Consider the following 24,479-nt stretch of genomic DNA (forward strand, 5'->3'; position numbering starts at 1 on the left):
GGGAAACCGGACGGGGGCTCGGGAACCTCCGGGCTCAGGCGAGCAGCGCCGGGATCGTGGTCTCGTGGGCGGTACGGAGCTCCGCCAGGGGGAGGGTGAACTCGCCCTGGATCTCGATCTCCTCGCCGTCGACCACACCGATCCGGCTCGCCGGCAGGCCCCGCGCACCGCACATGTCGGTGAAGCGGAGCTCCTCGCTGCGCGGGACGGCCACGATGGCCCGGCCCGCGGACTCGGAGAACAGGAAGGTGAAGGCGTCCAGCGCCTCCGGCACCACGATCCGCGCACCGTTGCCGCCGCGCAGGCAGGACTCGGTGAGCGCCTGGATCGCGCCGCCGTCGGACAGGTCGTGCGCGGCGTCGATCATGCCGTCGCGCGAGGCCGAGATGAGGATCTCCGCGAGGAGCTTCTCGCGGCCCAGGTCCACCTTGGGCGGCAGGCCGCCGAGGTGCTGGTGGACCACCTCGGACCAGGCGGAGCCGCCGAACTCCTCGGCGGTGTCGCCGAGCAGGTACAGGAGCTGGCCGGCCTCCGCGAACGCCATCGGCGTACGGCGGTTGACGTCGTCGATCACACCGAGGACCGCCACGACCGGGGTCGGGTGGATCGCGATGTCGCCCGTCTGGTTGTAGAGGGAGACGTTGCCGCCGGTCACCGGGGTGCCCAGCTCCAGACAGCCGTCCGCGAGACCGCGGGTGGCCTCGGCGAACTGCCACATGACGTCCGGGTCCTCGGGGGAGCCGAAGTTCAGGCAGTTCGAGATCGCGATCGGCTTGGCGCCGGTCGCGGCCACGTTGCGGTACGACTCCGCCAGCGCGAGCTGCGCGCCCGCGTACGGGTCGAGCTTGGCGAAGCGGCCGTTCCCGTCCGTGGACATGGCCACGCCGAGGTTGGTCTCCTCGTCGATGCGGACCATGCCGGCGTCCTCGGGCTGCGAGAGCACCGTGTTGCCCTGCACGAAGCGGTCGTACTGGTCGGTGACCCAGGACTTGGAGGCCTGGTTCGGGGAGGAGACCAGGGCCAGGACCTGCGCGCGGAGCTCCTCGGAGGTCTGCGGGCGGGGCAGCTTGCCGGCGTCGTCGGCCTGGAGCGCGTCCTGCCACTCCGGGCGGGCGTACGGGCGGTGGTAGACGGGGCCCTCGTGCGCGACGGTGCCCGGGGGCACGTCCACGATGAGCTCGCCGTGCCAGAAGATCTCCAGGCGCTCGCCCTCGGTCACCTCACCGATGACGGTGGCGATGACGTCCCACTTCTCGCAGATCTCCATGAAGCGGTCCACGTACTGCGGCTCCACGATCGCGCACATGCGCTCCTGCGACTCGCTCATGAGGATTTCCTCGGGCGAGAGCGTCGCGTCGCGCAGCGGGACGGTGTCCAGCTCGACGCGCATGCCGCCGGAACCGGCGGAGGCCAGCTCGCTCGTGGCGCAGGAGAGCCCGGCGCCGCCGAGGTCCTGGATGCCCGCGACCAGCTTCTCCTTGAAGATCTCCAGGGTGCACTCGATGAGGAGCTTCTCCTGGAAGGGGTCGCCGACCTGCACGGCGGGGCGCTTGGTGGGCTTGGTGTCGTCGAAGGTCTCCGAGGCGAGGACCGAGACGCCGCCGATGCCGTCGCCGCCGGTGCGGGCGCCGTAGAGGATGACCTTGTTGCCCGGGCCGGAGGCCTTGGCGAGGTGGATGTCCTCGTGCTTCATGACGCCGATGCAGCCGGCGTTCACGAGCGGGTTGCCCTGGTAGCAGGCGTCGAAGACGACCTCGCCGCCGATGTTGGCCAGGCCCAGGCAGTTGCCGTAGCCGCCGATGCCCGCGACGACGCCCGGCAGGACGCGCTTGGTGTCGGGGTGGTCGGCCGCGCCGAAGCGCAGCGGGTCCACGACCGCGACCGGGCGGGCGCCCATCGCAAGGATGTCGCGGACGATGCCGCCGATGCCGGTGGCCGCGCCCTGGTAGGGCTCGATGTAGCTCGGGTGGTTGTGCGACTCGACCTTGAAGGTGACCGCGTAGCCCTGGCCGACGTCGACGACCCCGGCGTTCTCGCCGATCCCGACGAGCATCACGTCGTTCTGCGGGACCTTCTCGCCGAACTGCTTCAGGTGGACCTTGCTGCTCTTGTACGAGCAGTGCTCGGACCACATGACGGAGTACATGGCGAGCTCGGCGCCGGTGGGACGGCGGTCGAGGATCTCGCGGATCCGGGCGTACTCGTCCTCCTTGAGGCCGAGTTCCTTCCAGGGCTGGGAGGCGTCCGGGGTCTCGGTGGCGTTCTTGACGGTGTCGAGGCTCATGCGCTGACCAGCTTCTTCAGGACCGAGGTGAAGAACGGGAGGCCGTCGGTGCGGCCCGTCCCGATCAGCGGCTCGACCGCGTGCTCGGGGTGCGGCATGAGGCCGACGACGTTGCCCGCGGCGTTGGTGATGCCGGCGATGTCGCGCAGCGAGCCGTTCGGGTTGACGTCCACGTACCGGAAGGCCACGCGGCCTTCGGCCTCCAGTTCGTCCAGCACCCGCTCGTCGGCCACGTAGCGGCCGTCCATGTTCTTGAGCGGTACGGAGATCTCCTCGCCGGCGGTGTAGTCACCGGTCCAGGCGGTCTCCGTGTTCTCCACCCGCAGCTTCTGGTCGCGGCAGATGAAGTGCAGGTGGTTGTTGCGGAGCATCGCCCCCGGCAGCAGGTGGGCCTCGGTGAGGATCTGGAAGCCGTTGCAGATGCCGAGGACGGGCATGCCGCCCTTGGCCTGCTCGATGATGCTCTCCATCACCGGCGAGAAGCGGGAGATGGCTCCGGCGCGCAGGTAGTCCCCGTAGGAGAAGCCGCCCGCGAGGACGACCGCGTCGACCTGGTGGAGGTCCTTGTCGCGGTGCCAGAGCGATACGGGCTCGGCTCCCGCGAGGCGCACGGCGCGCAGCGAGTCACGGTCGTCGAGCGTTCCGGGGAACGTGACGACTCCGATGCGAGTGGTCACCGTCAGGCCTCGACCTTCACGGTGAAGTCTTCGATGACGGTGTTGGCGAGGAAGGTTTCGGCCATCTTGTGGATGCGGTCGAGGGCGGCCTGGTCGACCGGTCCCTCCACCTCCAGTTCGAAGCGCTTCCCCTGGCGGACGTCGGCGATCCCTTCGAAGCCCAGGCGCGGCAGTGCACGCTGCACCGCCTGGCCCTGGGGGTCGAGGATCTCCGGCTTGAGCATGACGTCGACTACGACGCGTGCCACTGGCACTCCCGATGAGGTGGTTGGTGCGAAGGCGGTTCCCTCAGCGTACCTGGAGGAAATTTCTACGCGGGTAGATATCGCTCTTGTACGATCCTCCGGTCGTTTCCGCTTCACCAACGCTTCGCAAAATCCGCCGGAAAACCACGCGTCCGGGATTGCGGCGGGACACGCGGAGATAATTAACTGGGCTTCGCAATGCAATGAGAATCGGGGTACAAAGGATTCCTCCGATGCACCGGCATTTTTCGGTGCACGGCGACGCCAGAAAGATGCATTCCTCCGAAACATCCACACAGGCGGCATCACCGCTCCGTCCGCGCACGTCAGCGGGAGCGGCGTCGCACGAAGGGACCGATATCCGTGGCGCAGCGCGTAGTAGTCACGATCTCCGACGACATCGATGGCGGAGATGCATCGGAAACGGTCGTCTTCGGGCTGGACGGTAAGTCGTACGAGATCGACCTCAATGTGGCCAACGCAAAGAAACTGCGGAAGAGCCTCGCCCCGTTCGTGGCCGCCGGCCGCCGGCAGGCCCGCTCCGGGAAGACCTTCAAGCACACCGCCATCGCCCCCGACCCGGCGGTCGTCCGGGCCTGGGCCCGCTCCCACCAGCGCGACGTCCCGCCGCGCGGACGGATCCCCAAGAAGATCTACGAGGAGTACAACGCCGCGCACTGAGAGCCGATTTGCCATCCACCCCCACCGGTCCGCTAGTGTGTGGATCACGCCAAGGGGCGCGGCCGCAGGTCAGACCCCGAAGTCGTGCGGGTGTAGTTCAGTAGCAGAACATCCCCCTTCCAGGGGGAAGGCGCAGTGTGCGATCCCTGTCACCCGCTCTGCTCGCTTTACCGACCACGGTTGTGGATCAGGTAGAGTGATGCACGCATCGCACGGCAGTTTCGCCGTGGGAAGCATGCGGACGTAGCTCAGTTGGTAGAGCACCACCTTGCCAAGGTGGATGTCGCGCGTTCGAGTCGCGTCGTCCGCTCAGCGTATGAAGGCCCCGGTCATTGACCGGGGCCTTTGTCGTATGCCCGGTTATCGGAGATCCCGGCCCCGAGATCCCGGCACCGAGATCCATGACAGGTGTCATGGCCTCCCCGGCCCGGAGCCCGCGAGACTGGGGCCATGAAACTCAGCGGCTGGTGGAAGAACCGCAGCAGCGCGGGGAAGGTCGAGCTGTACACGCGCTGGTCGTTCCACTTCTTCGTGGTCATCGAGATCACGTCGATCGGACTGACCGTGCTGGGCTCGACCGCCGGAAAGGGCTCGGCGGTGGTGCCGGTCGCGCTCTTCCTCATGGTGTGCGCGCACTCCCTGCTCGTCGGCTTCCTCTCCTCCCGGTCGGTCGACTGGATCCTGGGCCTGCGCGAGCGGCCGGTGCGGCTCGCGGTCGCCGTCACCGCCCTGACCGCCGCCGCCACCCTGGGCGTCCTCGGCGTGCGCGCAGCCGGGCTCATCAGCGACCCGGCGGTGCCCACGACCCTCGTCGCCGGCATGAGCTGCTTCACCAGCGGCACGCTCGTCCTGTGCCTGCGCAAGGTCCGCCAGATGCGCCACGTGGCCCCGGCCACCGCCGCCTTCGTCGGCCTGGTCTCCCTCGCCTTCGACATCTCGGCCGGTGAGTCCGCGGGGGTGGCCGTCGGGGTGCTGCTGACCAGCGCCCTGCTCTGCGCGGCCTGCGGGTTCTCCGGCTGGCTGCTCGACACCGTGTACGAGCTGGACCGGGCCCGCGAGGTCCAGGCGCAGCTCGCGGTGGCCGAGGAGCGGCTGCGGTTCGGCCGGGACCTGCACGACGTGATGGGCCGCAATCTGGCGGTGATCGCCCTCAAGAGCGAGCTGGCCGTGCAGCTCGCGCGGCGCGAACGCCCCGAGGCCGTCGACCAGATGATCGAGGTTCAGCGGATCGCCCGGGAGTCCCAGAAGGAGGTCCGCGACGTGATCCGCGGCTACCGGGAGGCGAACCTCGCGGTAGAGCTGGAAGGTGCGCGCGGGGTGCTGCACGCGGCCGGGATGGACTGCCTGGTCGAGTACGAACAGGGCCGCGAGCTGCCCGCCGAGGCCCAGTCGGCGCTCGGCTGGGTGGTGCGCGAGGCCACGACGAACGTGCTGCGGCACGGCGACGCCCGCAGCTGCGTGATCCGGCTGACGGCGGGCCCCTCGGGCGCGCTCACCCTGGTGGTGGAGAACGACGGGGCCCCCAAGGCCCCGGCGGGGCCGCCGGGCTCGGGGCTCGCGGGCCTGCGGGAACGGCTCGCGGTGCTGGACGGCACGCTGGAAGCCGGCCCGGTGGACGGCGGCCGGTTCCGGCTGCGGGCGCAGATTCCCGGCCCGGCGGCCGGGCCGATCCGAGAACTGGAGGCGCGGGCATGAGCCCCGTACGCGTACTGCTGGCCGACGACGAACACCTGATCCGGGGTGCGCTCGCCGCGCTGCTGGGACTGGAGGACGATCTGCTGGTCGTCGCCGAGGCCGCCTCGGGGCCCGAGGCGCTCGCGATGGCGCGGGCCCACCGGCCGGACGTGGCGGTGCTGGACCTGCAGATGCCGGGGGCCGACGGTGTGAGCGTGGCCACATCCCTGCGGGCCGAACTCCCCGACTGCAAAACCATGATCGTGACCAGCCACGGGCGGCCCGGGCATCTGAAGCGGGCCCTCGCCGCGGGCGTACGGGCCTTCGCGCCGAAGACCGTTTCGGCGCAGCGGCTGGCCGAACTGATCCGCACCGTGCACGCCGGAGGCCGTTACGTGGACCCGGAGTTGGCGGCCGACGCGATCAGCGCGGGCGACTCCCCGCTGACCGCCCGCGAGGCCGAGGTGCTGGAACTGGCGGGGGACGGGGCGCCGATCGCGGAGATCGCGGAGCGGGCCTCGCTGTCCCCGGGGACGGTACGGAACTACCTGTCCTCGGCGGCGACGAAGCTGGGCGCCGAGAACCGGCACACGGCAGTGCGTCTCGCGCGGTCCCGGGGTTGGGTATAGTAGTTCTCGCGCTACGGCGCACCTGCGGACATAGCTCAGTTGGTAGAGCACCACCTTGCCAAGGTGGATGTCGCGCGTTCGAGTCGCGTTGTCCGCTCAGCAGTGAAGAAGCCCCGGTCCTCGGACCGGGGCTTCTTTCGTTCCCGGACCGGTTCCGGACCGGTTCAGGCCCGGTTCCGGGGCCCCGTTGCCGGGGCCCCTTCGCCGCGCTTCGCTTCAGGACCAGGTGTGACCGGTGAGCCGCTCGTAAGCCTCGACGTACCGGGAGCGGGTCTGCTCCACGACCTCCTGCGGGAGGGCGGGCGGCGGGAGTTCGCCCTTGGAGTCCCAGCCGGAGGCCGGGGAGGACAGCCAGTCGCGGACGTACTGCTTGTCGAAGGACGGCTGGCTGTGGCCCGGCTCCCACAGGTCGGCCGGCCAGAAGCGGGAGGAGTCCGGGGTCAGCACCTCGTCGGCGGCGACCAGGTTGCCGTCCTTGTCGAAGCCGAACTCGAACTTGGTGTCCGCCAGAATGATCCCGCGGTCGCGGGCGATGTCCCGGGCCCGGCCGTAGACGGCGAGGGTGGTCTGGCGCAGCCGGGCGGCCGTCTCGGCGCCCTGGGTGCGCGCGACCTCCTCGTAGGAGACGTTCTCGTCGTGCTCGCCGACCTCGGCCTTGGCGGCCGGGGTGAAGATCGGGCCGGGCAGCTCGGAGCCGTCGACCAGTCCCTCGGGCAGGCCCAGTCCGCAGACCGTACGGGTCTTCTCGTACTCGGCGAGGCCGGAGCCGGTCAGGTAGCCGCGGGCCACGCACTCGACGGGGACCATGTCGAGGTTCCGGCAGACCAGGGCGCGGCCGGCCCAGTCGGCGGGGGCGCCGGCGGGCAGCTCGGCGCTGATCACGTGGTTCGGGACGAGGTCCGCGAGCTGGTCGAACCACCACAGGGAGAGCTGGGTCAGGATCCGGCCCTTGTCCGGGATCTCGGTGGGCAGCACCCAGTCGGCGGCGGAGATGCGGTCGCTGGCGACCATGACGAGACGGCCGTCCTCGTCGCGGTAGAGGTCGCGGACCTTGCCGGTGTGGAGGTGGACGAGGCCGGGCACCTGGACCGGCTCGGGCTTTTCGACGAATCCGGGCACGGAGTCTCCCTGTGGTTCTGTACGAGCGCGCGGCTCATTCTCCCGTACCGGTCCGGATGCGGGGACAACGGGGCCGGGTCAGTCCCTCTTGCAGATGCGGTCGAGGAGATTGGCGGTGGCCCGCTGGACCCGCTCGTCCACGTGCCCGGGGCGGTCGAGGGCCGGGGACCAGGCGAAGGTTCCCGACGCGAAGACGAGCGCGCCGCTGGGAGCCCGGTAGAGGGAGGTCTCCTGGTGGCGGCGGTGGCCGTCGGCGTCCTCGTACGGGGAGTGCGCGAGCAGGATCCGGCTCTGGTGCTCGGGGAGCTGCGTGCGCGGGAAGTACCGGTCGGCCTCGCCCGCGACCAGGCCGGGCAGTTCGTCGTTCTCGGCGGCTCCGGTGGAGTCCCAGAGCCAGTGCGTGGCATTGCGCACGATGAGGGGCGCGGGCTCGGGCACCCGTCCCGCGTACTGAATGCCGAGCAGCTGCTGCTCCGGGCGGTCCACCTCGCGCCAGAGGCTGGGGCGGCCGGGGCCGCGGCGTTTTCGGCAGGTGAGGAGCCGGTCGTCGACCCCGGAGGGCGACGGGGAGAGCTCGACCTGCCAGTACATGGTGTTGGCGGAGAGGAAGACGAGCGAGGTGCCGTGGTCGCGGGCGCGCTCGACGGTGCGGCGCATGGGGCCGGACCAGTACTCGTCGTGGCCGGGGAAGACCAGGCCACGGTAGCGGGTGGGGTCGACGCGGCCGGCGTGCAGGTCGCGGGCGTCGGCATAGGCGAGGTCGTAGCCGTAGCGCTCGGCCCAGCGGATGAAGTCGTAGGCGTGGCCCACGTGCAGGGGCAGGCCCGCGCCGGCGTAGGGGCGGTCGAAGGAGACGGTGATGGCGGCGTCGCGCTCGCCGAGCAGCCGGCCCTCCTCGTCCCAGGCGTGGTAGAGGCTCGCGCCTGTTCGGCCGTCCTCCGGGTAGAGGTTGTAGGCCTGCCAGGTGATGTCGGGCAGCAGGAGCAGCAGATCGGCCGGGTGGTCGTCGCGCACCGTGAAGGGGATGTGCGAGCGGTATCCGTCGGCCGTCGTCAGGACCGCCACATAGGCGCCGATGCTCCAGTACGAGGGGACCTGGAGCCGCCAGGAGAGCCACCAGTGGTGGCAGGAGACGGTGCGGTCCGCGGTCAGGGGCGCGGGCTGGACGATGCCGGAGAGCCGGGGGCTGGTGGTGATCTTGGAGGCGCCGTCGCCGCCGTAGTGCCCGATGCGGTAGACGTCCACAGAGAACTGCTGGGGCGGATCCACGGTGATGTGGAAGTCGATGGCCTCACCGGGCGCGACGGCTCCGGTGGAGGTGAACCCCTTGATCTGCCGGTGCACGTCGTCGGCGGTGCGGGGGCCGCCCGCGCCACGGGCGGCGGGGATCTGCTGCCCGGGTCCGGCGGCGACGGCCGGGTCCACGTACCAGGGCACGACCTGTCCGTTGTCGTCGTAGTAGAGCTCGCTCCCCCGGAACCACGGCAGGGGGCCCTGGCCGAAGGGATCGGTCACCGCGTGCGCGAGCGCACCTGACTCCCAACGCCGGATCTGCTCCGCACCCATACCGCTGCTCCCCTCCCTTGCTCCCCCGAATGCCGTGACCGATCCCCAGCACATCACATAACGCACGCACTCCGTCACCGTTCGTCGCGAAAAGTTCAACGGAGACCCCGCCCGCGCCCAGTCCTGGGGCTCGGGGGGCCTGAGGGGCCCGGGGGGCCGGGACCCCAGGGGGCGGGACCCGGGGGGCCGGCACCCGAAGAGGGGCCGACGCCGGCGGGCCCGGGGCTAGACCAGGCGGACGGGCTTCTCGGGGCGCACGCCGACCTCCGCGAGCCACTCCCGGAGCGGGCCGGGGTCCCGGTCCTCGACGAGCGACAGCACCGGTCCGGCGAGGTCCGCCCGCCGCACCCCGGCGACCAGCAGGACGGGCCCGTCCAGCCAGTCCAGACCGGGCTCGCCCCCGGCGGAGTCGACGGCGGCGCAGCACACCAGCGCCACGACGTGGTCCGCCAGCAGGTCCCGCCCGCTGCGCGGAGCCTCCAGCGGGAACAGCGGCAGGGCGTCGGCCCCGCGGCCCGCGGAGGCGGCCAGGGCGGGCACGGCCTCCCGTGCCAGGTCACCGCTCAGCCGGCCCGCAAGGGCGTCGGCATCGGCGTCCGCGAGGTGGGTCAGCACCCGCTCCACCGTGGACGCGGCGGGCACCGACGGAGCCGACACCGCGTCCAGGGCGGCCAGCAGGCGGGCCGCCTCCGTGCGCCACTTGCGGTCGACGACCTCCTCCGGATAGGCCGCCCAGTCCACCGGCGACCAGTCCGGACCGGCTTCGGCCGGTCCGCCGTGGAACAGCCGCGCCGCCAGCAGCGAGGCGGCCTCGTCCACCGCACCCGGCTGGTCCAGCAGATCGCACGCGGGGCGCTCGCCCAGGCGCGAGGTGAACCCGTCGGCCAGCCGGTCGCGGCGGGAGAGCTCGGTCAGTGCGGAGACGACGCCCGCATCCAGGTGCGCGGGCCAGCGGCCCATCCGCCAGGCGGGCAGCGCGACGCGGGTCAGCAGCCGGTCCCAGCCGGCGTACGCCAGCCCGACCTGCTCCTGGGCGACGATGCGCAGCGCGTAGTCCACACCCTGTGCACGGTCCGAGGCGGCGGCGGCGACCCCGCGCTCCATCTCGGCGGCGTCCACCCTGCACAGCCGCAGCAGCAGCCGGGCGGGGGCGGCGATCCAGCCGAGGAAGCGCCGGCCGCCCACGTCCACGGCGGCGTCGAGGCCCCGTACGAATCCGCGTGCGTCGGCTATGTCCGGGTGCGCCGAGGGCCCCGTACCGGCGACGACGGGCGCGAGGACGGCGCGGAGCTCGGCGACCCTCATCCACCACAGGAACGGCGAGCCGATCACCAGCACCGGGGCGGCGCCGGGCTCGGACTCCGGGCCTCCGGCTCCGGCGGCCCCACCGGCCCCGCCTGATATGAGCGTCCGGCCGCGGGCGCGGCGGTGCGCCGCGTGCGTACGGTCCTCCAGCCAGCTGTCGCAGTCGGGGGTCAGGGCTATCGCGGAGGGCGCCGGAACGTCCATCCGGTCCGCCAGGTCCCGCACGAGCCGGTAGAGATCGGGGGCGGCGGACTCCGACAGCGGGACGGTCGGGGTCATGGCGGGGCTCGCCCGCAGCACGACGGCGGCGAAGATCCCGCCGACGAGCAGGACGAACGCGGCGACGGCGCACACGGCCAGGGTCACGGCCGGCCACGGGTCACCGGCGAGCCGGCCCGTCGTACGGGCGCTCACCAGCACCACGGCCAGCGCGGCGGGCAGCAGCCCGACGGCCAGTGCCCTGCTGCGCACACGCAGCACGGCCAAGGCACGGGAACGCGCGGACGGCGTACCCACTTCAGCGATCGAACCGGTTCCGGACACGGCCGGACCTCACCCCCTCTGCCATGCGGCGGCGTTGCTCACTCCCCCACTGTGACACCAGCCACTGACATCGCAATGCCGGTGGGCCATGTGCCGGAATGAGAGCCGGAATGCTTGCGCCGCACCATAGTTGGGGCGGAGGCGGCCGTCAGGCAGACCGGGTGACGATCACCCGATGGAATGGCTTTGGGTAAAGCTGGGTGCGTTCGAACGCGGCTGGATGCACTCGCACGCGAGCATGCGCGCGGGCCCGGCCGCACCGAGTGCGCACCGGGCCCGCTTCCGTGGAATCCCGCTGATCAGCGCTGTTCAGCGCTGTTCAGCGCTGTTGTGAGGCCTTCGCCGCGATGTCCGTGCGGTACTGCGAGCCGTCGAGCCCGATCCGCGCGACCGCCTTATACGCCCTGTCCCGGGCCTCCGCCAGATCTGAACCGGTCGCCGTCACCGACAGCACGCGTCCGCCCGCGCTGACGACCTCGTCGCCCTCGCTGCGGGTCCCGGCGTGCAGGACGTACGCGTGCGGGGCGTCCATCTCGGCCACCTCGGCCAGGCCCGTGATGGGGTCTCCCGTGCGCGGGGTCTCCGGGTAGTTGTGGGAGGCGATGACCACGGTGACGGCCGCGTCCTCGCGCCAGCTGAGCGGGGGCAGCGTGTCCAGGGTGCCGTTGGCGGAGTTCAGCAGCACGCTCGCGAGCGGGGTGCGCAGGCGGGCCAGGACCACCTGGGTCTCGGGGTCGCCGAAGCGGGCGTTGAACTCGATGACCCGCGTCCCGCGCGAGGTGATCGCGAGGCCCGCGTAGAGCAGCCCGGAGAAGGGGGTGCCGCGGCGGCGCAGCTCGTCCACGGTGGGCTGCAGGACGGAGGCCATGACCTCGTCGACGAGCTTCGGGTCGGCCCAGGGGAGCGGGGAGTACGCGCCCATGCCGCCGGTGTTGGGGCCCGCGTCGCCGTCGAGGGCGCGCTTGAAGTCCTGCGCGGGCTGGAGCGGCAGCACGGTGACGCCGTCGGTGATGGCGAAGAGGGAGACCTCGGGGCCGTCGAGGAACTCCTCGATGACCACCCGGTCGCAGCCCAGCGCGTGGGCGCGGGCGGCGGCCCGGTCGTCGGTGACCACGACGCCCTTGCCGGCGGCGAGGCCGTCGTCCTTGACCACGTACGGGGCGCCGAAGGCGTCGAGGGCCTCGTCCACCTCTTCCGGCGTGGTGCACACGTAGCTGCGGGCCGTCGGGACGCCGGCGGCGGCCATCACGTCCTTGGCGAAGGCCTTGGAACCCTCCAGCTGCGCGGCTTCGCCGGACGGGCCGAAGACGGGGATGCCGGCCGCGCGCACGGCGTCGGCGACCCCGGCGACGAGCGGGGCCTCCGGGCCGACGACGACGAGGTCGGCGTGGAGCTCGGTGGCGAGGCGGGCGACGGCTGCGCCGTCGAGCGGGTCGACGGGGCGGAGCTCGGCCACCTCGGCGATGCCGGCGTTGCCGGGAGCGCAGTACAGCGCGTTGACGTCGGAATCGAGGGACAGAGAGCGGCACAGGGCATGTTCGCGGGCGCCGCCGCCGATGACGAGGACCTTCACCCGATGAAGACTAGCCCGCGTTCCCGGGTGCCCTTCGTGCGGGCACCCAAGTCGGGCCCCCTAGTCGTTCGTATATTCCTCTACAACGGTGGCTCCGAGCTCGCGCACGATCAGGTCGTGTCCGCTCAGTGCGGTGTCGACGAGGTCCGGGTCGTCGGCCTCCGCGATGTCGTCCTCGGGGGCGACGGGCGGGGGCGCCTGGTGGGTGGGCGGCTGGTGCTGCTGGGACTGCTGCTGTTGGTACGACTGCTGCGGCGGCTGGGACTGCTGTGGCTGCTGCTGGTACGACTGCTGGGGCTGCTGAGGCTGCTGCGGCTGCGGGGCCTGCTGGGCCGGCGGCTGGTTGTAGGCGGGCGCGGGCGGAGCGCCGTAGGAGGACGCGGACACCGGTGCCATGGGCTGGGCTCCGCCGCCGACCACGGCCTCGATCTTCCAGGTGACCTGGAACTGCTCGGCGAGCACCGCCTTGAGGACGTCCTCGCTGCCGCTGCTCGCGAAGTTGTCGCGGGCTCCGGCGTTGGGGAAGCCGAGCTGCAGGGTGGTGCCGTCGAAGCCGGCGACCTGGGCGTTCTGGCTGAGCAGGATCCAGGTGAAGCGGCGGCGGTTCTTGACGGCGTCCAGGACGGCCGGCCACATGGCCTGGATCTGCCCGGCGCCGGCGGCCATGCCGGGTGCCGGGGCGGCGGGCGCCGCCGGGGCGGAGGCCTGGGCGGCCGGGGCGGGGGCCGCCTGGGGAGCCACCGGGGCGCCGGGTGTGGCGGCGCCGGGCCAGGCGCCCGCGGCGGGGGCGGCGGGCGCCGCCGGTGCGGGAGCGGGAGCCGCGGGGGCGCCGGGGGTGGCCGCGCCGGGCCAGGCACCGGGGGCGCCGCCGCCGGGCTGCGCGGCTCCGGGCCAGGCGCCGGGGGCGGCGGCCGGGGCCGGAGCGGGGGCTGCGGGGGCTGCGGGGGACGCGGGGGCCACCGGCTCGGGCGGAGCCACCGGGGCCGGGGCCTGGTGGACCGGAGCCTGGTGGACCGGAGCCGGCGGCGCGGGGGGCCGTACGGCCGCGGGGGCCATGGCGTGGGCCTCCGGCCCGGGCACGTAGCCCATGGCGGGGGCCGGGGCGAAGGCAGCCGCGGCGGAGGCCGCGCCGCCGCGCTCCAGCCGGTCGAGGCGCGCCTGCACGGAACGCTCGTCGTCGAAGGCGGCGGGCAGCAGCACGCGGGCGCAGATCAGCTCCAGCTGCAGCCGGGGCGAGGTGGCTCCGCGCATCTCCGTGAGCCCCGTGTTGACCAGATCGGCGGCGCGGGACAGCTCGGCGGCCCCGAAGACGGAGGCCTGGGCCTGCATCCGCTCGACCACGTCGGCGGGGGCGTCGATGAGCCCCTTCTCCCGGGCGTCGGGCACGGCGGCCAGGATCACCAGGTCGCGCAGCCGCTCCAGCAGGTCGGCGACGAAGCGGCGCGGGTCGTTGCCGCCCTCCACCACCCGGTCCACGATCTCGAAGGCGGCGGCCCCGTCCCCGGCGGCGAACGCGTCCACGACGGCGTCGAGGAGCGTCCCGTCGGTGTACCCGAGGAGCGAGGTGGCCATGGCGTACGTCACACCCTGCTCGGCGGCGCCGGCCAGGAGCTGGTCCATGACGGACATGGAGTCACGGACGGAGCCGGCGCCGGCGCGCACGACGAGCGGCAGCACGCCCTCCTCGACGTGGGCGCCCTCGCGGCCGCAGACCTCGCCGAGGTAGTCCCGCAGGGTGCCGGGGGGCACGAGCCGGAAGGGGTAGTGGTGGGTCCGGGACCGGATGGTGCCGATGACCTTCTCGGGCTCGGTCGTGGCGAAGATGAACTTGAGGTGCTCCGGCGGCTCCTCGACCACCTTCAGCAGGGCGTTGAAGCCCGCCGGGGTGACCATGTGCGCCTCGTCGATGATGTAGATCTTGTACCGGCTGGAGGCGGGCCCGAAGAAGGCCTTCTCGCGCAGGTCACGGGCGTCGTCCACACCACCGTGCGAGGCCGCGTCGATCTCGATGACGTCGATGGACCCCGGCCCGTTGCGCGCGAGGTCCTTGCAGGACTGGCACTCCCCGCAGGGGGTGGGCGTGGGGCCTTGCTCGCAGTTCAGGCAGCGGGCGAGGATGCGCGCGCTGGTGGTCTTGCCACAGCCTCGCGGCCCACTGAACAGGTACGCGTGATTGACCCGGTTGTTGCGCAGCGCCTGCATCAGCGGGTCAGTGACATGCTCCTGACCGATGACCTCGGCGAACGACTCGGGGCGGTAGCGGCGGTACAGCGCAAGGGACGACACGTATACGAGGTTATCCGGGCCCACCGACAACAGCGGCCCGCAGAGCCGTCCCGGAACGCAAAGCGCCCCCCACGCACCCACCAGAGCCCACTTACCCTTGCTGCCTTCCGGCCCTGGGGGAGTTGGGTGAGATAGCGCCACGTGAGGGGCTGGCCCCACCCTAGCGGATGGAGGGCCCCGGAATCGAGCCGGACCCCGGCCGGACTCCCCGCACCTCCGACCCGGACCCCGACCTGGACCCCGGCCCGGACCCCGGCCCGGACCCCGGCCCGAGCCCGCTCGACGATCACGTTCGCGAGCACCCCTCAACGTCTTGTATTGTTTGCCGCGGAGGATTCGCCTAGTGGCCTAGGGCGCACGCTTGGAAAGCGTGTTGGGGGCAACCCCTCACGAGTTCGAATCTCGTATCCTCCGCCATTGCTCTCACCGGGCAATACGTTGAAGAGCCCCACCGCTTGCGGTGGGGCTCTTTGCGTTCCGTGGTCTCAGTTCTGGTCTCATTTATTTGCCGCACAACCGGACGATCCGCCACATTTCGACTTCGATGGCCTATCCCTCGTGCTCCCAAGGGTTCAGCAGGAGTGCGCCCGATCGCGCCAGATGCTTGATGTTGCGGCTCACCAGTGTCCAGTCGTTCGCCAGCGCGGTGGCGGCGATCAGCGCATCGGGGGGATCGATGCTGGTCCCGGCACTCTTGAGCCTTCGGTGAAGAGCGAGGTAGGCGAGCGCCTCCCGCTCTCCGACGGCGGCGATCCGGTCGCGGTACTGATCACGGATGTCCGCGAGCGCCCGCTCGAAAGCGGTACGCCGCACCGAATCCGGCGCCCCCGGGATGCCCGCCTCGATCTCCGCGATCGTGATGACGCTCAGATAGAGGGCAGGAGCTGGGACAGACCGAGCCCAGGCGACGACGGCCGGGGCAGGCTTCGGCCGGGTGGTGATCTCGGCGACCACATTGGTGTCGAGCAGATAGATCACTCGCCATCCGCCTCGTCGTCGTAGGACCGCTGCCCGAACTCCAGCCCCTCGAACGGGGCCGTCGTGAGCCGTTCGAGAAACCCGTCGCCGCCCAGGGTCGCCCAGCGGTGGAGCATGTCGGGCAGGGCATCGATGTCGGTGTCGGCGAGCTCGGCATCGAAGTGTCCGAGCTGCTGCTCGGGCAGAGACTCCCGGATCTCCCGGATCGTCCGGAGCGGATGAGGCTCCTCAGGTCTGCGCGGCGGGAGCGGCAGATTCGGGGCAGTGCTCATGATCGGCTCCTCCACACTGTGGTCCACGGGCCCATGCCTGAAGACCACCCTAGGCCGGACGACCCTGGAGAAGGCCGAGAACGACCCGAATCCGAGCTTTGACAGAACGCAGCCGCCGAGTCGCCGCCCGCCGTGTCCGGGCAGCCGCAGCCCGCTGCGTGAGCGACGGCCCCCTTTGGTTGGGAACCAGCTGGACGAAGCCGGCTACGGGGGGACGCCTCCCCCACAGACCGCTCGGGGCGCGTCCGCGGCTCGACGTCACCCGGGGCGGGGATCTTTCGCCTTGCGAGACGTCCACACCCACCGGATGGGCCATCCTTGAGCCCGGTGTCGGACTGGCCCAGGTCCGGCCGCGGCCCGTTTCCTGGCCGGAGGAGAGGTTTCCATGGCGTCCGGATCAACGCTGACAGCCTGGCTGAGCGGTCTCGACGGCCCGCGCCTGGCACGCGTGCTCGCGACACGGAACGACACCGCGGCCCCTCCGGAGCCTCGCTCGGTGGGGGAGCTGGCGGACCGACTTCAGCGGCCGGGGTCGGTGGCACGCGCGCTGCCCCTGCTCACCCTGCCCGACTTGCAGGTGGCCGAGGCCGTGGCGGCGCTCGGGACGACCGCGTCGCGCGAAACCCTGGCGAGGCTGCTGGGAGCGACGGCGGGTGCGGCCGGCCTCGCACTGGAAGCGGTCCTGGAGACTCTGGCCGGGCACGCGCTGGTCTGGCCGGACCACAACGGAAGGCTCCACACGACGGCACCGTTGCGGCAGGCGTGGGACGCGCCGCTCGGGCTGGACGCACCACTTGCGGAGCTGCTGGCGGACATGACCTCCGACGAGCTGCGCGGCATACTGGCGGCGCTGGGGATCAAGCCGCCCGGCACCAAGCAGCAGCGCATGGCGCCCTCGTCGCGCACCACAGCGACCCCGAAGTCATTGCCGAAGTGCCGGCACGAGCGCCCGCGGTCACACGGAAGCTGCCGGCCCACCGTGCAGGGTCTGCGCCGAGGCAGCCGCAGGCCATCGTGTTCGGGACCCCTGGCCCCGTCCTCGAACCGGGGGCGCGATGGGCACTCGACCGGGGCCTCCTGATCCGAGATCGTCGCCGATACGGTCCCGTGCGTATGCCCGTCGAGGTAGCGCTGGCGTTGCGCGGGCGAGCAGCCGACCGTGGCCTGCGTCTCATCCGTTCTTGCGGGGCGGCGCGTCTCATGGATCGGGGCGGCGCCGACAGCGCTCAGGGCCCGACCTTGAGGGCGTGCATCCGACACCGCGGTCTCAGTTCCGGCCTCGTTCCCGGCTGTCCTGCGGTCCGGGGCCCGGCGCGGTGATGATGGACGGGTGGAGGTACCGGTGGCCGAGTCGTCGGGTCCGAAGGGGGCCCGTTGCCCGATGTGCGGACGGCATGACGATGCCTACGGCGTGTCGGCGGAGTTCTACGACATCCTGCACCGGGCGGCGTACCAGCGGCACGCGGCGGCGCTGGCCGCGCCCGCCGCCGAGGCCGTGGTAGGCATCGTGGAACTCGGCGCCGGCACCGGCCTGGTCACCGAGGTGCTCGCGCGCGCCTCGTCGGTACCGGTGCACGCGGTGGAGCCGGCGACGGCGATGCGCTCGGTGCTGCTCTCCCGGCTGGCGGCAGCCGACAGGTCGGTCGCCGACCGGGTGACCGTCCACGCCTGCCCGGCTCAGGGGATCGCGTACGACCTCGAAGGGCAGGCGGACCTCGCGGTGTGCCTCCGGGTGATCGCCTGTCTGTCTCCCCCCGAACGCCCTGCGGTGTGGCGGGCACTCGCCGCCTGGCTGGTACCCGACGGCCTGCTGTTCCTCGACCGCCCACCGGGCCAGGTGCCGGACTGCCCGCGACGCCGGCTGCTGGGCGAGGCGCGGGTCGGATCCGACACCTACGCCGGCTGGCTCACCGAATGCCCCGACGGGGAACGGATCCGGTACGCCTACTCGTACCGGGTGCACCGGCAGGGCCGGGTGGTGCGCCGGGCGGAGGAGACCTTCCACGTGTGGCCGATGACCTCGGGTGCGCTGGAGACGGAGCTGGCGGACGCGGGCTTCCGGCTGGAGGGCACGGCCTCGCCGGAAGCGGACGTCCTTCGCGCCACCCGGCTGGCCTCACGGACGCGGTCCTTGCCGCGCGGACCCGGACGAGGTGCGGGGCGGCGGAAGCTGTGACTGCATGGGAGGGAAGCGTGGCCGAGACGGCGGGAGCAACGGCATGAGCGGACTGAGCAGAGCCCTGCTGAACGAGGACGAGATCGCGGAAGAACTGGCCCTGCTGCCGCTCTGGGCGCGCGAGGGCCACACGATCGTCCGTGCCATCGAGCTGGCCTCCTTCCCGGAAGCGATCCGGACCGTGGTGAAGGTCGCCGAGATCGCCGAGGAGATGGACCACCACCCCGACATCGACATCCGCTGGCGAACCCTGCGCTTCTCGCTCATGACCTACAGCGAAGGCGGACTGACCAGATTCGACGTCGCGCTGGCGGCACGCATCGACGGAGTGCTTTCAGCCGCCACCAGTGCCTGAGCGGTGGCTGCGCGACGCCTATCCGGCGGCTGCGCGACGGCCCGGTACGCCCCGCAGGAAGGCTCCACATGGCGGCGCCGCTGCGGCAGGCGAGGAACCGCATGGTCGTGCATACCGCCGTCCCGCTCGGCGTCGAGGCCCCGAAGGCCGACGGGCGGGTCTGGTACGCCTCGTACGGCTCCAACATGCACATGGACCGGCTGGCCGCCTACCTCGCCGGTGGAACGCCGCCGGGGGCGACGCGCTCGTATCCCGGCTGCCGGGACCGGCGGGCGCCGGAGCGGTCGATCGCCGTCCAGCTCGACGGATGCCTCTACTTCGCCACCGAGTCCCCGGTGTGGACGGGGGGCAGGGGCTTCTACGACCCTTCGGCGCCCGGCCGCCTGCTGGGGCGCGCGCACCTCGTGACCGTGGGCCAGGTGTCGGACATCGCCGCGCAGGAGATGTACCGCGACCCCTCAAGTGGTGGGACGGACCTCGACCTCGCCAAGGTGCTGCGCGACGGCCGCGACGAGGCGGGCAGCGGCCGGTACGAGACCTTGATCTGTCCGGGGACGTTCGGGGGCATCCCCGTGCTGACGTTCACCGCCCCGTGGTCCCTCCGGGACGTCGAGCCGCTCATGCCCTCCGCCGCGTACCTGCGGTACCTGGCGGGCGGCCTGCTGGAGTCGGGACCGTGGCGGGAGCGGGAGATCGCCGACTACCTGTCCGCCTGCCCCGGTGCGAGCGGCAGCTGGACCGCGGGGCAGGTCCTCGAACTGCTCGCGACCCGGCGCGGCCGCTGACGGACGCCCGCCGCGGGACTGCGGGAGCCCCGCACTAGCGTGGGGTCATGGATACGGCACAGGAGTTCGAGACCCACCGATCGCGGCTGTTCTCGCTGGCGTACCGGATGCTCGGCTCGGCGGCCGAGGCCGAGGACGCCGTACAGGACGCGTACCTGCGCTGGCACGGGGTCGAGCCCGGCCAGGTGGCCGCGCCGGGCCCGTGGCTGGCCAAGGTGGTGACGAACCTGTGCCTGAACCGGCTCACCTCCGCCCGGGTGCAGCGCGAGGAGTACTTCGGGCCCTGGATCCCCGAGCCGGTGGGGACCGGTGCCGGGGCCCTGGGGCCGATGGAGACCGCGGAGCAGCGGGACTCGGTGTCGTTCGCCGTGCTGACGATGATGGAGCAGCTGTCGGCCCCCGAGCGGGCCGCCGTGGTGCTGCGCGACGCCTTCGGCTACAGCCACCGGGACATCGCGGGCGTACTCGACTGCTCCGAGGCGAACGCGCGCCAGCTCTACCGGCGGGCCAGGCAGCACCTGGCCGACGGCCGGCCGCGGTTCACCAGCTCGCGGGAGCAGGACGACGAGCTGCTCGCCCGGTTCCTGGCCGCCGCGTCCGAGGGCGCGATGGCCCAGCTGGAGCAGCTCCTCTCCGACCAGGTCGTCGTCTGGTCGGACGGCGGCGGCAAGGCGAGTGCGTCGATCCGGCCGGTGGCCGGGCGGGACAACGCGGCCCGTTTCCTGGTCGGTCTCTTCTCCCGGTGGGTCAACGGCGCACGGATCGGGTTCACCGAGGCCAACGGCGTTCCGGTGGTGGTCAGCTGGGCGGACGGCGAGCTGACCGCGTTCGGGGCGCTGGAGCTCGGCGAGGGCGGGATCACCGGCATCCGGCTCGTCCTGAACCCGGACAAACTCGCCTTCCTTGCAACTCAGCTCCGAGAGCTGTCACAGAACGCCTGACCCGTCGGTTCTTCATCAGTGACGGCGACGACGACGGCGACGGCAGCGACAGCGACAGCAACGGCGCCGGCGGCCGACGACACGACGGCAGCGACAGCGGCTTCGGAAGGCTGAAACGGATGAAGAACGACACGATCATGGTGACCGGAGCGACGGGCATGCTCGGCCGCGAGGTGCTGGAGCGGGTCCGCCGCACCGGCCGCCCGGTCCGCGCGCTCACGCGCAGGACCGCCCTGCCCGACGACTCCGGGGTGGACTGGTACACCGGCGACCTGACCACCGGCGCCGGACTCGACGAGGCGCTCGCGGGCGTCGTCACGGTCATCCACTGCGCGAGCGACATCCGGCACTTCAAGAACGACGTCCCGGGCCTGCGGCACCTGCTGGACGCCGGGAAGCGGGCCGGCGTCGAGCACGTCGTCAACATCTCGATCGTCGGCGTCGACCGGATCCCCTACCCGTACTTCCGGGTCAAGCTGGAGGGCGAGCAGCTGCTCGCCGCCTCGGGTATCGGCTGGACCAACCTGCGGGCCACCCAGTTCCCCGCGCTGCTCGACCTCGCCCTCGGCGCCCTGTCCAAGCTCCCGGTGGTCCTCGTACCGTCCGGCACCGACTGCCAGCCGGCCGACGCGGGCGAGGTCGCGGACCGGCTGGTCGAGCTGGCCCTCGGCGACCCGGCCGGCCGGGTCCCCGACTTCGCCGGCCCGACCGTGTACCCCGCCGCCGGCCTCGCCAAGGACTGGCTGCGCGCCACCGGCAAGCACCGCGCCGTCCTTCCCGTACGCGTCCCAGGCAAGATCGGAGCCGCCTGGCGCGCCGGCCACCTGACCGCCCCGGGTCAGGCGCTCGGCCGGCGCACCTGGGAGCAGTACCTCGCCGAGCGGGTCGCCCACTGACCCCGCGGCCGAGCAGGCGGGGCGCCGGCCGAGCGGGGCGCCTCGGCCTTCGCGCGCTTCGACGGGGAAGAGCTGAAGCTGCCGCTCCGCCCGGACGGGTGGGCAGGTCGACGTGCGGGTGGGCAAACCGGCACATACCGTTTCCCGAGACGGCCGCACCGGCGGGCGGGAAGCGGGCGGGTGGGTGCGCGTGGCGTGGATGGACTGGCTCAGGACGGAGATCTTCCAGCCCTATCCCGAGCTGCTGATCTTCCTGACCATCGCCGTCGGCTTCCTGCTCGGCCGCGTCCGGTACAAGTCCATCGCGCTGGGCGCCGTCACCGGATGCCTCGTCGCCGGCCTGGTCATCGGCTCCCAGGCCAAGGTCGAGATCGACGGTCCGATCAAGTCCGTCTTCTTCCTCATGTTCCTCTTCGCCCTCGGCTACGACGTCGGCCCGCAGTTCTTCCGCGCCCTGCGCAAGGACGGCCTCCCCCAGGTCCTCCTCGCCGTCATCGTCTGCGTCACCGGACTCGCCTCCGCCTGGGCCTTCGCCGCCCTCGCCGGTTACGGGCCCGGCCTCTCCGCCGGTCTGCTCGGCGGCGGCCTCACCCAGTCCGCCGTCATCGGCGTCGGCTCCGACGCCATCTCCCACCTGCCCGGCGTCAGTGCGGCCGAGGCGCGGGACCAGTCGCATCTGATCGCCGTCGCCTACGCGGTCACGTACCCCCTCGGTACGGTCCTGCCCGCGCTGCTCCTCGCCGGCTTCCTGCCCCGCCTCCTGCGCCGGGACCTCGCGGCCGAGAGCGCCGTGCTCGCCGCCGACCTGGAGGCCGCCGAGGACGACCCCGACGCCGGGGAGGGCTACTACAAGCACGTGCTGCGCGCGTACGCCGTCGACGTGGCGGCCTTCGCCGGGCACACGATCGGGGACTTCGAAGCGGAGCAGAAGGCCGCCGGGCGGCGGCTCTACATCACCCGGCTGCGCCGCGCCGGGGAGATCCTGGAGCACGACGCCGGCACCCGCGTCGAGATCGGGGACATCCTGGCCGTCAGCGCGGTCCGCGGCGACCTCGTCGCGTACGACGCGCGCACGCACATCGGGATGGAGACGGACGACTTCGAGCTGCTCGCCTACCGCACCGAGTCCCTGCACGTGGTCATCACCGACCGGAACCTGAGCGGCCGCACCATCCGCACCCTGCGCCACGAGGCGTTCATGCCGGGCGTCTTCGTCGACGAGCACTGGCGGGCCGGCGCCGACCTGCGGGTCCGCCTCGACAGCACCGTGGAGCGGGGCGACACCCTGGTCCTCACCGGACCGCGCAGCCGGGTGGAGGCGGCCGCTGCGGAGCTGGGCAAGCCGGTGCCGACCAGCTTCGCGACGGACATGGTGTGGATCGCGCTCGGGCTCTTCCTCGGCGGCTGCCTCGGCATCCCGGCGCTGCACGCGGCCGGCGCGCCGCTGTCGCTGTCCACCTCCACCGGGGCGCTGCTGATGGGCCTGGTCTTCGGCTGGATCCGGAGCAAGTACCCCACGTACGGGAACCTGCCGTCGGCCGCGCAGTGGCTGATGGGCACGCTCGGCCTGTGCGTGTTCGTCACGGTCGTCGGCCTCAACGCCGGCCCGAGCTTCGTCCCGGGCCTGCGCGAAGCCGGCTGGCCGCTGCTGCTCTGGGGCGCCGCCGTGACGAGCGTGCCGCTGCTGGCCGGATTCGCCTACGGGCACTTCGTGCAGCGGCTCCCCCTCCCGATCCTGCTCGGCGCCCTGGCCGGAGCCCAGACCACGACGGCCGCCCTCGGCGCCCTGACGGAACGCGCCCGCAGCCAGATCCCGGCCCTGGGGACGACGGTGCCGTACGCCTTGGGCAACGTACTGCTGACGATGTGGGGGTCGGTGATCGTGCTGCTGCGGCGGTGACGGGCTCCGAGGCGAGATCCGAAGGAGACCGCCCAGCCGGAAGCTGCCCAGCCGGAATGCCTAGCCGTGGGGGATCAGGGCCACCGGGCTGCGGGCGTGGTGGGCCACCGCGTGGTCCGTGGGGCCCATGCCGTGGAGGGGGCGGTGGTGGCGGCGGCCCACGACCAGGAGGTCGGCCTCGGCGGACTCGTCGAGCAGGAGCTGCGCCGGTTCGCCGGGGCGGGTCACGCACTCGGTCGGCACCCGCGGGTAGCGCGCGCCGGCCGCGGCCACCACCGCCTCGAGCGGCTCCGGGCGCGCCGGGCCCTCATGCACCGCGTGCACCGCGCGCAGCGGGAGCGCGTGGGCGGCCGCCCAGGCGTAGGCGAAGTCCAGTACCGCGGCGTAGTCGCCCTCCGGGTCCACCCCGACGACGACCCCGCGTCCGTGCGGCGCACGCTCGGCGGGCTCCCGTACCAGGACGACGGGGACCTCGGCCCGCCCCGCGACGTGCAGCGCGGTGGAGCCGAGCCGCGGGACCACGTGGCGGTCCTCGCCGCTCGCGCCGAGCACGATCAGCCCGGCGTGCGAATCGGCGGCCGCCCGCGGGATCTCGTTGCCGGGTCCGCCCTCGGCGGTGGCCGCTTCGACGGTCAGGCCCTGGTGGGTGACGCGGAGTTCCTCGGCGAGGGCCGACAGGACGGTCCTCGCCGCGTGCTCGCTCGCGCCGAGCACGGGCTGGAACTCCACCGAGATCGGCTGGATGGTCGGCCAGGCCTGGCCGACGTGGAGCAGCCGCAGCGGCGCCCCGGCCGCCTGGGCCTCACGGGCGGCCCACCGGGCGGCGGCGAGGCTCCGCGCCGACCCGTCGAACCCGACGAGGACGGGCGGGGTGGGAGGAACGGGCGGGGCGGGCTGGGCGGACGGGACGGACATCGACGGCACCCTTCGTTCATATGCCGCGGCCAATTCCTGGTCGCTCTTACGACGCTACGCCAACCGCCGCTTTTGCCCCCTTCGCGGCCTTTATGCCTGCGGTGGCCGCTGCGGCCGCTGCCTGGGGCTTCCCCCCACATCCGGGGTGGGCAGGCCCTAGTCTGCGGGCGTGCCCTCGTACTCGATCGGGCAGGCCGCCGGCCTGCTGTGTGTGAGCCCCGAGACCGTCCGCCGCTGGGCCGACGGGGGGCGGCTGCCCGCACACCGGTCGTCCGACGGGGCACGGACCGTCGACGGGGTCGCCCTCGCCGCCTTCGCCAAGGAACGGGCCGCCGGTCTGCATCCGGTGCCGGAGACCGCTGCCGCCACCTCCGTGCGCAACTCCTTCGCGGGGATCGTCACCGCCGTCCGGCTCGACGAGGTCGCGGCCCAGGTCGAGGTCCAGTCGGGCCCGTACCGCCTCGTCTCCGTGGTCACCCGGGAGTCGGTCGAGGAGCTCGGCATCGCGGTCGGGGTCACCGTGACGGCCCGGGTGAAGTCCACGGACGTCCACATCGACCTGGCCTTCTAGGTCGTCTCTTTCGGATCTTGCCGGTCAGGCCCTAGTACTCCAGCAGTACTTTGTGGCTTGACCTGGGGAAACGTCGAGCGGTGGGAGTGTAGCGGGCAGGTTGCCGTC

At 72.4% G+C, this 24,479-nt stretch carries 22 protein-coding genes, 4 tRNA genes and 1 other RNA gene; 15 read left to right on the forward strand and 12 right to left on the reverse strand.

What is annotated here, in order from left to right; translation table 11 throughout:
- Positions 1-34: 34 nt before the first annotated feature.
- From purL to purS, 3 genes are read right to left on the reverse strand one after another with little or no spacing between them, the layout of a single operon-like run.
- Positions 35-2,284 (reverse strand): phosphoribosylformylglycinamidine synthase subunit PurL, encoded by a 2,250-nt coding sequence (gene purL, locus MTF69_RS38025; RefSeq protein ID WP_243341165.1) that lies wholly within the window; start codon positions 2,282-2,284, stop codon positions 35-37.
- On the reverse strand, positions 2,281-2,961 hold the full coding sequence (gene purQ / locus MTF69_RS38030) for a phosphoribosylformylglycinamidine synthase subunit PurQ (protein ID WP_243341167.1): 681 nt from the start codon (positions 2,959-2,961) through the stop codon (positions 2,281-2,283). The genes purL and purQ overlap by 4 nt, the downstream gene beginning before the upstream one ends.
- Positions 2,962-2,963: 2 nt before the next feature.
- Positions 2,964-3,215: a phosphoribosylformylglycinamidine synthase subunit PurS gene (purS, locus tag MTF69_RS38035; protein ID WP_008740952.1), complete on the reverse strand. Its 252-nt coding sequence runs from the start codon at positions 3,213-3,215 to the stop codon at positions 2,964-2,966.
- A gap of 354 nt (positions 3,216-3,569) precedes the next feature.
- Between purS and MTF69_RS38040 the strand changes: the two genes are divergently transcribed.
- The 6 genes from MTF69_RS38040 (at position 3,570) to MTF69_RS38065 (ending at position 6,287) form a co-directional block, all read left to right on the forward strand.
- Positions 3,570-3,887, forward strand: a complete 318-nt coding sequence (locus MTF69_RS38040; protein WP_243341169.1) for an Lsr2 family protein — start codon at positions 3,570-3,572, stop codon at positions 3,885-3,887.
- An 86-nt stretch (positions 3,888-3,973) separates the two neighbouring features.
- Positions 3,974-4,045 (forward strand) — tRNA-Gly (locus tag MTF69_RS38045).
- Between the two features lie 79 nt (positions 4,046-4,124).
- A tRNA-Gly gene (locus MTF69_RS38050) sits at positions 4,125-4,197 on the forward strand.
- Positions 4,198-4,337: 140 nt separating this feature from the next.
- Positions 4,338-5,582: a sensor histidine kinase gene (locus MTF69_RS38055; RefSeq protein ID WP_243341171.1), complete on the forward strand. Its 1,245-nt coding sequence runs from the start codon at positions 4,338-4,340 to the stop codon at positions 5,580-5,582.
- A complete protein-coding gene (locus tag MTF69_RS38060; protein ID WP_243341173.1) occupies positions 5,579-6,190 on the forward strand; it encodes a response regulator transcription factor in 612 nt (203 codons plus the stop codon). The genes MTF69_RS38055 and MTF69_RS38060 overlap by 4 nt, the downstream gene beginning before the upstream one ends.
- A 24-nt stretch (positions 6,191-6,214) precedes the next feature.
- A tRNA-Gly gene (locus tag MTF69_RS38065) sits at positions 6,215-6,287 on the forward strand.
- Positions 6,288-6,406: 119 nt separating this feature from the next.
- Here MTF69_RS38065 and MTF69_RS38070 read toward each other — a convergent pair.
- From MTF69_RS38070 to ffs, 6 genes are all read right to left on the reverse strand, one after another.
- Positions 6,407-7,309 (reverse strand): phosphoribosylaminoimidazolesuccinocarboxamide synthase, encoded by a 903-nt coding sequence (locus tag MTF69_RS38070; protein WP_243341175.1) that lies wholly within the window; start codon positions 7,307-7,309, stop codon positions 6,407-6,409.
- Positions 7,310-7,387: 78 nt separating this feature from the next.
- The gene (locus MTF69_RS38075; RefSeq protein ID WP_243341176.1) at positions 7,388-8,875 is read right to left on the reverse strand and encodes a N,N-dimethylformamidase beta subunit family domain-containing protein; all 1,488 of its coding nucleotides are present in this window, start codon (positions 8,873-8,875) and stop codon (positions 7,388-7,390) included.
- Between the two features lie 225 nt (positions 8,876-9,100).
- On the reverse strand, positions 9,101-10,723 hold the full coding sequence (locus MTF69_RS38080) for a hypothetical protein (protein ID WP_243341177.1): 1,623 nt from the start codon (positions 10,721-10,723) through the stop codon (positions 9,101-9,103).
- A 319-nt stretch (positions 10,724-11,042) separates the two neighbouring features.
- A complete protein-coding gene (gene purD, locus MTF69_RS38085) occupies positions 11,043-12,296 on the reverse strand; it encodes a phosphoribosylamine--glycine ligase (protein ID WP_243341178.1) in 1,254 nt (417 codons plus the stop codon).
- Positions 12,297-12,356: 60 nt separating this feature from the next.
- On the reverse strand, positions 12,357-14,582 hold the full coding sequence (locus tag MTF69_RS38090) for a DNA polymerase III subunit gamma and tau (protein ID WP_243341179.1): 2,226 nt from the start codon (positions 14,580-14,582) through the stop codon (positions 12,357-12,359).
- Between the two features lie 55 nt (positions 14,583-14,637).
- Positions 14,638-14,736: signal recognition particle sRNA small type (gene ffs / locus MTF69_RS38095), an RNA gene on the reverse strand.
- A 175-nt stretch (positions 14,737-14,911) separates the two neighbouring features.
- On the opposite strand from ffs, the gene MTF69_RS38100 reads away from it, so the two are divergent.
- Positions 14,912-14,999, forward strand: a tRNA-Ser gene (locus MTF69_RS38100).
- Between the two features lie 132 nt (positions 15,000-15,131).
- Here MTF69_RS38100 and MTF69_RS38105 read toward each other — a convergent pair.
- Together MTF69_RS38105 and MTF69_RS38110 are read right to left on the reverse strand one after the other, a co-directional pair.
- Positions 15,132-15,560, reverse strand: a complete 429-nt coding sequence (locus MTF69_RS38105; RefSeq protein WP_243341180.1) for a type II toxin-antitoxin system VapC family toxin — start codon at positions 15,558-15,560, stop codon at positions 15,132-15,134.
- The gene (locus MTF69_RS38110) at positions 15,557-15,832 is read right to left on the reverse strand and encodes a hypothetical protein (RefSeq protein ID WP_243341181.1); all 276 of its coding nucleotides are present in this window, start codon (positions 15,830-15,832) and stop codon (positions 15,557-15,559) included. Before MTF69_RS38110 ends, MTF69_RS38105 begins: the two co-directional genes overlap by 4 nt.
- 385 nt (positions 15,833-16,217) lie before the next feature.
- Between MTF69_RS38110 and MTF69_RS38115 the strand changes: the two genes are divergently transcribed.
- From MTF69_RS38115 to MTF69_RS38150, 7 genes are all read left to right on the forward strand, one after another.
- Positions 16,218-16,913 (forward strand): hypothetical protein, encoded by a 696-nt coding sequence (locus MTF69_RS38115; protein ID WP_243341182.1) that lies wholly within the window; start codon positions 16,218-16,220, stop codon positions 16,911-16,913.
- 300 nt (positions 16,914-17,213) lie between these two features.
- A complete protein-coding gene (locus tag MTF69_RS43205; RefSeq protein ID WP_279346764.1) occupies positions 17,214-18,008 on the forward strand; it encodes a class I SAM-dependent methyltransferase in 795 nt (264 codons plus the stop codon).
- 43 nt (positions 18,009-18,051) lie between these two features.
- The gene (locus tag MTF69_RS38130) at positions 18,052-18,363 is read left to right on the forward strand and encodes a 4a-hydroxytetrahydrobiopterin dehydratase (protein WP_243341183.1); all 312 of its coding nucleotides are present in this window, start codon (positions 18,052-18,054) and stop codon (positions 18,361-18,363) included.
- Positions 18,364-18,464: 101 nt separating this feature from the next.
- Positions 18,465-19,148, forward strand: coding sequence for a histone deacetylase (locus MTF69_RS38135; RefSeq protein WP_243341184.1), 684 nt, complete (start codon positions 18,465-18,467; stop codon positions 19,146-19,148).
- A 47-nt stretch (positions 19,149-19,195) separates the two neighbouring features.
- Positions 19,196-20,089 carry an RNA polymerase sigma-70 factor gene (locus tag MTF69_RS38140; protein ID WP_243341185.1) on the forward strand — a complete coding sequence of 298 codons (894 nt, stop codon included), beginning with the start codon at positions 19,196-19,198 and terminating at the stop codon, positions 20,087-20,089.
- A gap of 119 nt (positions 20,090-20,208) precedes the next feature.
- Positions 20,209-20,985: an SDR family oxidoreductase gene (locus tag MTF69_RS38145; RefSeq protein WP_243341187.1), complete on the forward strand. Its 777-nt coding sequence runs from the start codon at positions 20,209-20,211 to the stop codon at positions 20,983-20,985.
- A 199-nt stretch (positions 20,986-21,184) separates the two neighbouring features.
- A complete protein-coding gene (locus tag MTF69_RS38150) occupies positions 21,185-22,885 on the forward strand; it encodes an aspartate:alanine exchanger family transporter (RefSeq protein ID WP_243341207.1) in 1,701 nt (566 codons plus the stop codon).
- A gap of 60 nt (positions 22,886-22,945) precedes the next feature.
- Here MTF69_RS38150 and MTF69_RS38155 read toward each other — a convergent pair whose 3' ends face one another.
- Entirely contained in the window at positions 22,946-23,800 is an 855-nt protein-coding gene (locus MTF69_RS38155) for a universal stress protein (protein WP_243341189.1), read from the reverse strand.
- 169 nt (positions 23,801-23,969) lie between these two features.
- Here MTF69_RS38155 and MTF69_RS38160 point away from each other — a divergent pair, with 169 nt between their 5' ends.
- On the forward strand, positions 23,970-24,371 hold the full coding sequence (locus tag MTF69_RS38160; RefSeq protein WP_243341190.1) for a TOBE domain-containing protein: 402 nt from the start codon (positions 23,970-23,972) through the stop codon (positions 24,369-24,371).
- The last annotated feature ends 108 nt before the right edge of the window (positions 24,372-24,479 follow it).

Origin of the sequence: Streptomyces sp. AP-93, from assembly GCF_022808175.1 — a bacterium.
GTDB lineage: Bacteria > Actinomycetota > Actinomycetes > Streptomycetales > Streptomycetaceae > Streptomyces.